Source organism: Collinsella sp. LCP21S3_A9 (assembly GCF_052118785.1).
Classification (GTDB): Bacteria; Actinomycetota; Coriobacteriia; order Coriobacteriales; family Coriobacteriaceae; genus Collinsella.
In genome coordinates this window covers 1-6660 of record NZ_JBQKGN010000033.1, presented here as the reverse complement: position 1 = coordinate 6660, position 6660 = coordinate 1, and the positions used below count along the sequence as shown (strand labels likewise).

Below are 6660 nucleotides of genomic sequence, written 5' to 3'. Positions count from 1 at the left end.
ACTAAACGTGCAGCGTGCGCGGGCCCTCCCGACGGGAAACGAAAAAGCCCGGTTTAAAACCGGGCTCGAACAAACACGCCTATTGACAATGGCTTTCTCATATTAAAAGGGTCCCGCGCACAGAGCGCGAGACCCTTATCAGAACAATGTGTGCCGATTAGAACGTGACCGGGGTGTCGGTGTAGACGCACTCGAGCAGCTGCTCCATCTCCTCCTGAGACGGCTGGCGCGGGTTGGAGCCCGTGCAGGCGTCGAGGATGGCGTTGGCGGCAACGTCGTGCTTCTTAGCCTCGAACTCATCGTAATCGATGATGGACTCGTCGGCCTTCACGCCCTTGGCACCGTAGTTCTTGATGCCCTGCGGTATGTCAAGCTTGTCGTTGAGGTCGCGAATCTCCTGGACCAGAGCCTCGACCAGCTCGTCCTCGGTCTCGCCGGCGAGGTGCAGGATCTCCTTGGCGATGAAGGCGTAGCGGCTCTTGGCGCGAGCGTCCTTGGCGTTGAACTGGATGACCTTGCCCAGGTACATGGCGTTGGCGCAACCGTGGATGATGTGGTCGCCCTCAAAGGCGGCACCGGTCTTGTGAGCCATGGAGTGGACAATGCCCAGCAGACCCGAGGAGAAGGCGATGCCGGCGATGCACTGGGCGTCGTGCATGTGCTGGCGGGCCTCATGATCGCCCTGATAGGACTTGGGCAGCCACTCGACGATCTCGCGGATAGCATGCAGGGCGTTGGCGTCGGTGTACATGGAACCAGCGGTGGAGACGTAGGCCTCGATGGCGTGAGTCAGAGCGTCCATACCGGTGTGAGCGCACAGCTTGGCGGGCATGGTGTAGGTGAGCTCGGGGTCGACGATGGCGACATCAGGGGTGATGTTGAAGTCGGCCAGCGGGTACTTGATGCCCTTGGCGTAGTCGGTGATGACGGAGAACGCGGTGACCTCGGTAGCGGTGCCGGAGGTAGAGGAGATGGCGCAGAAGTGAGCCTTCTGACGGAGCTCCGGGAAGGAGAACGGGACGACCGCCTCCTCGAAGGTCTCCTCGGGATACTCGTAGAACAGCCACATAGCCTTAGCGGCATCGATGGGCGAGCCACCGCCAATGGCGATAATCCAGTCGGGCTGGAACTCGGTCATGGCCTCGGCGCCCTTCATGACCGTCTCGACGGACGGATCGGACTCGACGCCCTCGAACAGCTTGACCTCGAAACCGGCCTCCTTGAGGTCGGCCTCGACGTCCTGCAAAAAACCGCCGCGGCGCATGGAGCCGCCGCCGGTCACGATGATGGCCTTGCTGCCCTTGAGGTTCTTCACCTCGTGGCGAGCGCCCTCACCAAAGTACAGATCGCGAGGATTGGTAAAACGTCCCATACTGTGCCTCCTAAACAAGCCCCTCTTAGACTTGCGTATATAACGGAGCACCCGATTGGCTCCGTTAGGACCGTTTTGCGCGTTGCCGGCGATGACAATGCGTGATGTCTAAACGTCTCAACGCTCAGACAAATAGTATTTTACCGTTCTGGTTGGTCAGTTATTTACCGAAAGTCGACAATGATGAAACGTTTTTTCTATCCCTGAAGACCCTTATGCGGCATTCATACTCCCAAGCTGGGCAAACGTTTTATCAAGGTTGACCACATATCCAGGTCAGGACTGTGCCCCTCCAAAAGACACACCGTTCGCCGCCAAAAATCGACCGTTTGCGGCACCGTGATACCACTCGGTCGTCCAAGGTTCCGACATTTGTGCGACATCCGTCTTCGTGGTGCAAAGGTGCATGTCCAAGTGCGGCACTCCCAATGTGCCTCATGCGGGTAAACTAGAACTTTATATAGAGACATTTGAACCCTAACCGCAGCAAAGGAGGCCCCATGGCATTCGATCCCATTCAAGAAGATTGCCATCGCCTCGTTCTTGAGGCCTTGCGCCGCGACAATATCCCGCTCACCGACGGCCCTGCCGTAGAGCGTCTGATGGAACAATTCACCCGCAACCCCGCGCCGCTCATCGTGCACGACCGCGACCGCGCCGGACATCTGATTGCCAAGGTGGTCGAGGCTGTCGACTACCGCATTCCCTTTATCCCTGACGATACCCAGGCAGAGCAAGAAGAGACCGCTGCCGAAAACATGCTTCGCGAGGCAGCCGCACTCGACCCGACCAACTGGGACGCTCAGCGCATGTTGACCGCCCTCACCGCTAACTCCAACGAGGAGTACGTACAGTACTTGGTATCCAAGCGCGATGAAGTCGAGCACGACCTGGCACTCAAGATCGCCTCGGCGCAGGACCCCTACGAGCGCGAGGCCGCAGGCGACCTTACACGCCGCCCCTACCTGCGCTGGCTTGCCGCCCTTGCGTCGCGCGCCCTCATTAGCGGCCGTTACCGCCTGTCGCTCGAAACCGCAAACCGCAGCCTGGACTTTGCCCCCAACGATCCGGCCGGTGTCCGCCACACTGCGATGCTCGCCATGGCAAAACTCGAATACCCCGCCGAGGAGCTCAAACGCTTTCGCTCTGCCCACTCCGTCCCCTATCTCGCCAACACGCCGCTGCGCCGTCGTCCCAAGGACGCGGAGCGCGACTTAGACCCGTGGACGCTCATCGCGCTGATGAGCGCTGCCTGGCGCGAGCTGGACTACGAGGGCGCCGAACACTACTTGCGCATCCTTGCGCGCTCGTGCCCGCACGCAGCCGAGGCGCTTTACTTTCAAACCGAGTTTCCCGATGGCGTCTATGCCCGCGTCAACGTGGGCGTGGGCTCCACCGACGAGCTTGTCCTTGCGCTGTCCGAAGCGACGCCGGTACTGCAGGAGGGCTTGGGCGCCCCCGACAACGCCAGCTTTGCCGCCTGGGTCGCCACCAACGATATCGTGCGTTCCCAGATCGACGAGCGCATCCTGCGGGCGGCCGAGCAGGGCTTGCCGTTTAAGGGAGGAGACCTCTAATGGATCCGAGCGTCTACATCCCCGCCTACCTGGAGCGCGCCTACGTTGCGTCGCACCCCGAACTCACCGATGCAGCACGCGATCTTGTCCATAACGACGTGAGCGTCAACCCCCATAAGTATGCGCAGACCGAGCATGCCCAGGCACTGCTTTCCTATGCCGGTGTTCACCGCCACCTGCTCGACGAGCTCCATCGTATCGAGGATATGGGCAGCGATGAGGAGTTTGAGCAGACGCGCAACCGCCTGTTCGACGATATGCGCGATGAGCTGCTCAAGATCGTCCGCGTCGATGCGTATGTCTTCGATGCCCAGCTGCTTGCCATCATTTTGGCGGACACGCCCGTCGACGCCTGCCTGGGCGACCTGATGAAGCTCGAGGCGACCACAGCCGATTACCTACGGCAAAGCGTGCCCGGATTCGACATGGAGGCTCCGCACTACTGGGCCAACAAGGTGCTGGCAGACGGCGTGACGGCGGCCGATCTCACCGTGAGCGAGCCGGCGCTTATCGGGTGGCTCCACACGCTCGAGGCCATCTCGCAGCTGTGCATGGCGAGCGCTCGCTACCGTGCTGCCGTCAACTATTCTCGCCGTGTTCTTAAGGCGGAAGGCTATCCCACCCGAGCTGCCGGCACCGTGCTACTCGCCCTCGCTCGTCTGGAAGACGAGGACGGCTTTTTTGCCCTGGCCCACCAGCTCGAGGAGCAGATGGGGGCCGATGCCCTCGAGAACTCCCCCTGGTACCTACTCGCCCGCACGATCCTGCTGTTCAAAACAAACAAGATGCGCCCGGCGACACGCGCCCTGCGTGAGTTTGCCAACCGCTGCGAGGGTGGCGCGTTCTTTTTGCTGAACCCCATGTATCAGACGCCGTACCTTCCCTGCCGGCCCGAGCCGCACGACCCCTGGGACCTTTCGCACCAGGCAGTTTGGGAGGCCGACGGTATCATCTCGGATACCCCCGACTTTGCCCCCTGGGCCAACGCTTGCGAAGACGTATCGCAGCTTGCCCAGGAATTTGCGCGCCGTTATGGCTTTTAACGGCACGATCGCCACGACCATGTCATTCACGTTAGGAACGGCTTCATGAACTTCCGCTCATCTCTCGCCTGCACTTCGAGCGATATTGCCCGCTGGGGGCTGCGCTCCATCCTTAAGCGCCAGGGCGGCGTACTCCCCGGCCGCATCGCCATGAAGATCGACCCCGAGCTGCTAAGCGACCTCGCGAGCCTTGTCGACCGCAGCGTGGTGGTCACCGGCACCAACGGTAAGACCACCACCTCCAACCTCATCGCCGACGCCGTTGCCGCCAGCGGCGCCACCGTGGTATGCAACCGCGCGGGCAACAACATGGAGCCGGGCGTGGTGGGTGCCCTGCTCGAGGGCCGCAGCGATCTTAAGCGTGCCGGCAGCGGCAAGCGCGTAGGCGTCTTTGAGTGCGACGAGCTCTACACGGTGCGCGTCTTGCCCAAGCTCAAGCCGACCTACTTTGTGCTGCTCAACCTGTTCCGCGACCAGCTGGACCGCTACGGCGAGATCGACCACACCCAGGACGTCATAGCCCACGCGTTGGAGCTTTCGCCGGCAACGACGCTCATCTATAACGCCGACGACCCGCTCTGCGCCTCGATCGCCGCACGCGTCCCCAATATGAGCATCGCCTTTGGTATCGACGGCGCCACGGGCACCGAGTCCGATCGCATTAGCGACTCGCGTTTTTGCTCGCAATGCAACGCGCCGCTGGAGTACGACTATGTGCAGTACGGCCAGCTCGGCGCCTATCATTGTCCTTCGTGCGGTTGGAGTCGCCCCGCGCTGGTCCGTCGCGTGACAGGCGTTGAGCTCGGCTGCGACGGCTACGGCTTTGACCTGACCTTTGGACCCGAGGCAAAAGCGCCCGCAACGCACATCGCCACGCGCTACAACGGCCTGTACATGGTCTACAACGTTGCCGCCGCCTTCTTTGCGGCGCGTGAGTTGGGCGTGGACGCAGCGCATCTGCAGCCCACGCTCGATGCCTACGTCCCCGCCGGCGGACGCATGGGCCGCTGGGAGATTGCCGGCCGTACCGTCGAGGCAAACCTGGCCAAAAATCCCGTGGGCTTCGATCGCCAGATCCAGTCCATTAAAACGGCAGGCGGCAGGCTCTGCGCCTTCTTCCTGAATGACAACGACGCCGACGGCCACGATGTCTCGTGGATCTACGACGTCGACTTCGAGCGCATCGCCGATACCCCAGGGCTTGTCGCCTTTGCCGGGGGTACGCGCGCGCACGACATGCAGGTGCGCCTGAAGTACGCCGGCATCGACGCCGCCATCATCTCGAATATCGAGCAGGCGATCGGCGCCGTGGCAGATGAGGCCGCCGATGACACCTTCTACGCCGTCGCCAATTACACGGCATTCCCGCCGCTGGTCAAAGAGCTCGACGGACTTAAAGACGCCGATGCGAGCTCGGTTGCCTCCTGCGCCGTAACACGCACCGATGGCAGCGCCGTCCCCACCGATATTGCGCCGGTCGAGCTTCCGCGCCCGCTGCGTATCGTCTATCTGTATCCCGATGCCCTCAACCTCTATGGCGACGGCGGCAACGTCATCGCCCTCGAGCGCCGCTGCGCCTGGCGCGGCATTCCCGCGCGCGTGGACGAGGTCCGCATGGGCGAGACGCTCGATCTTACCGACGCCGACATCGTCATGATGGGCGGCGGTGCCGACCGCGATCAGTTGGCTGTGGCACACGAGCTGCTCGCTCAAAAGGACAAGGTTGCGACATATGTTGAGGACGGCGGCTCGTTGCTCGCTATCTGCGGCAGCTATCAGCTGCTCGGTCGTTCGTACTATATGGGCGAGAATCGCATCGAGGGTCTAGGTGTCATCGCCGCCGAGACCGTGCGCGGCTCCGACCGCCTGATAGGCAACGTCGCCGTCAAGACCGACCTGGCACCCGAGCCCTTTGTGGGGTTCGAGAACCACGGCGGCCGCACCCTGCTCGATACAGAGGCCACGCCGCTCGGAACATCTGTCGTCACGGGCACCGGCAACAACGGCGACGATGGCTTTGAGGGCCTCATCTACAAGGGCGTCATCGGCACGTACCTACACGGACCGGCACTGCCCAAGAACCCCGAGCTCGCCGACTGGCTCATCGCCCATGCCCTTGAGCGCCGTGGCGATGCACAGGCCGCCGCCCTGCTGCCGCTCAAGCCCCTCGACGACACCTACGAGCACGCCGCCCACGACGCCGCCATGAAGCTCCTCCCCTAACGCCCCGCCACCACAAAGGGACAGGCATCTTTGTGGTGGTTTTGACCCGTCCCAGCGGTTTGTCTCAATCTGTAACATCTAGACCACCAAAGGTCGTCTTACTGTTACAGATTGAGACGTTCGTCCCGACGCCTGCATTTTGTCTCAATCTGTAACAGATAAGGCCGATTTACCCGCCCAGATGTTATAGATTGAGATTTTTGAAGATCGGGGGGAGAGGGCCAGCTCCTGTGTGGTGGGTTGATTTCCGATCTCAACCGAACACATTGAGCTGATGGCTCGCTCCCGCAGTTAACCGAACGCCCCCGAGGTCCTATCCGGGACCCGGGGGCGGCATTTTCCCAGTTGAAGGAATGGTGGAGATGTGTTTCGATGGGTCCGGTGGCCATGCTCCGCCCGCCGCCCGGCACCTCTTCCCAGACTCAGCCGGACGGTCGGTCCGTCT

4 protein-coding genes are annotated in these 6660 nt (G+C 61.9%); 3 read left to right on the top strand and 1 reads right to left on the bottom strand.

What is annotated here, in order from left to right; genetic code table 11:
- Positions 1-157 precede the first annotated feature (157 nt).
- A complete protein-coding gene (locus tag ACTQ05_RS09190; protein ID WP_117794788.1) occupies positions 158-1372 on the bottom strand; it encodes an iron-containing alcohol dehydrogenase in 1215 nt (404 codons plus the stop codon).
- Between the two features lie 500 nt (positions 1373-1872).
- Here ACTQ05_RS09190 and ACTQ05_RS09185 point away from each other — a divergent pair, with 500 nt between their 5' ends.
- From ACTQ05_RS09185 to ACTQ05_RS09175, 3 genes are read left to right on the top strand one after another with little or no spacing between them, the layout of a single operon-like run.
- Positions 1873-2949, top strand: a complete 1077-nt coding sequence (locus tag ACTQ05_RS09185) for a hypothetical protein (protein ID WP_154517956.1) — start codon at positions 1873-1875, stop codon at positions 2947-2949.
- A complete protein-coding gene (locus ACTQ05_RS09180; RefSeq protein WP_427794487.1) occupies positions 2949-3992 on the top strand; it encodes a hypothetical protein in 1044 nt (347 codons plus the stop codon). Before ACTQ05_RS09185 ends, ACTQ05_RS09180 begins: the two co-directional genes overlap by 1 nt.
- Before the next feature lie 45 nt (positions 3993-4037).
- The gene (locus ACTQ05_RS09175) at positions 4038-6215 is read left to right on the top strand and encodes a MurT ligase domain-containing protein (protein WP_441538927.1); all 2178 of its coding nucleotides are present in this window, start codon (positions 4038-4040) and stop codon (positions 6213-6215) included.
- The last annotated feature ends 445 nt before the right edge of the window (positions 6216-6660 follow it).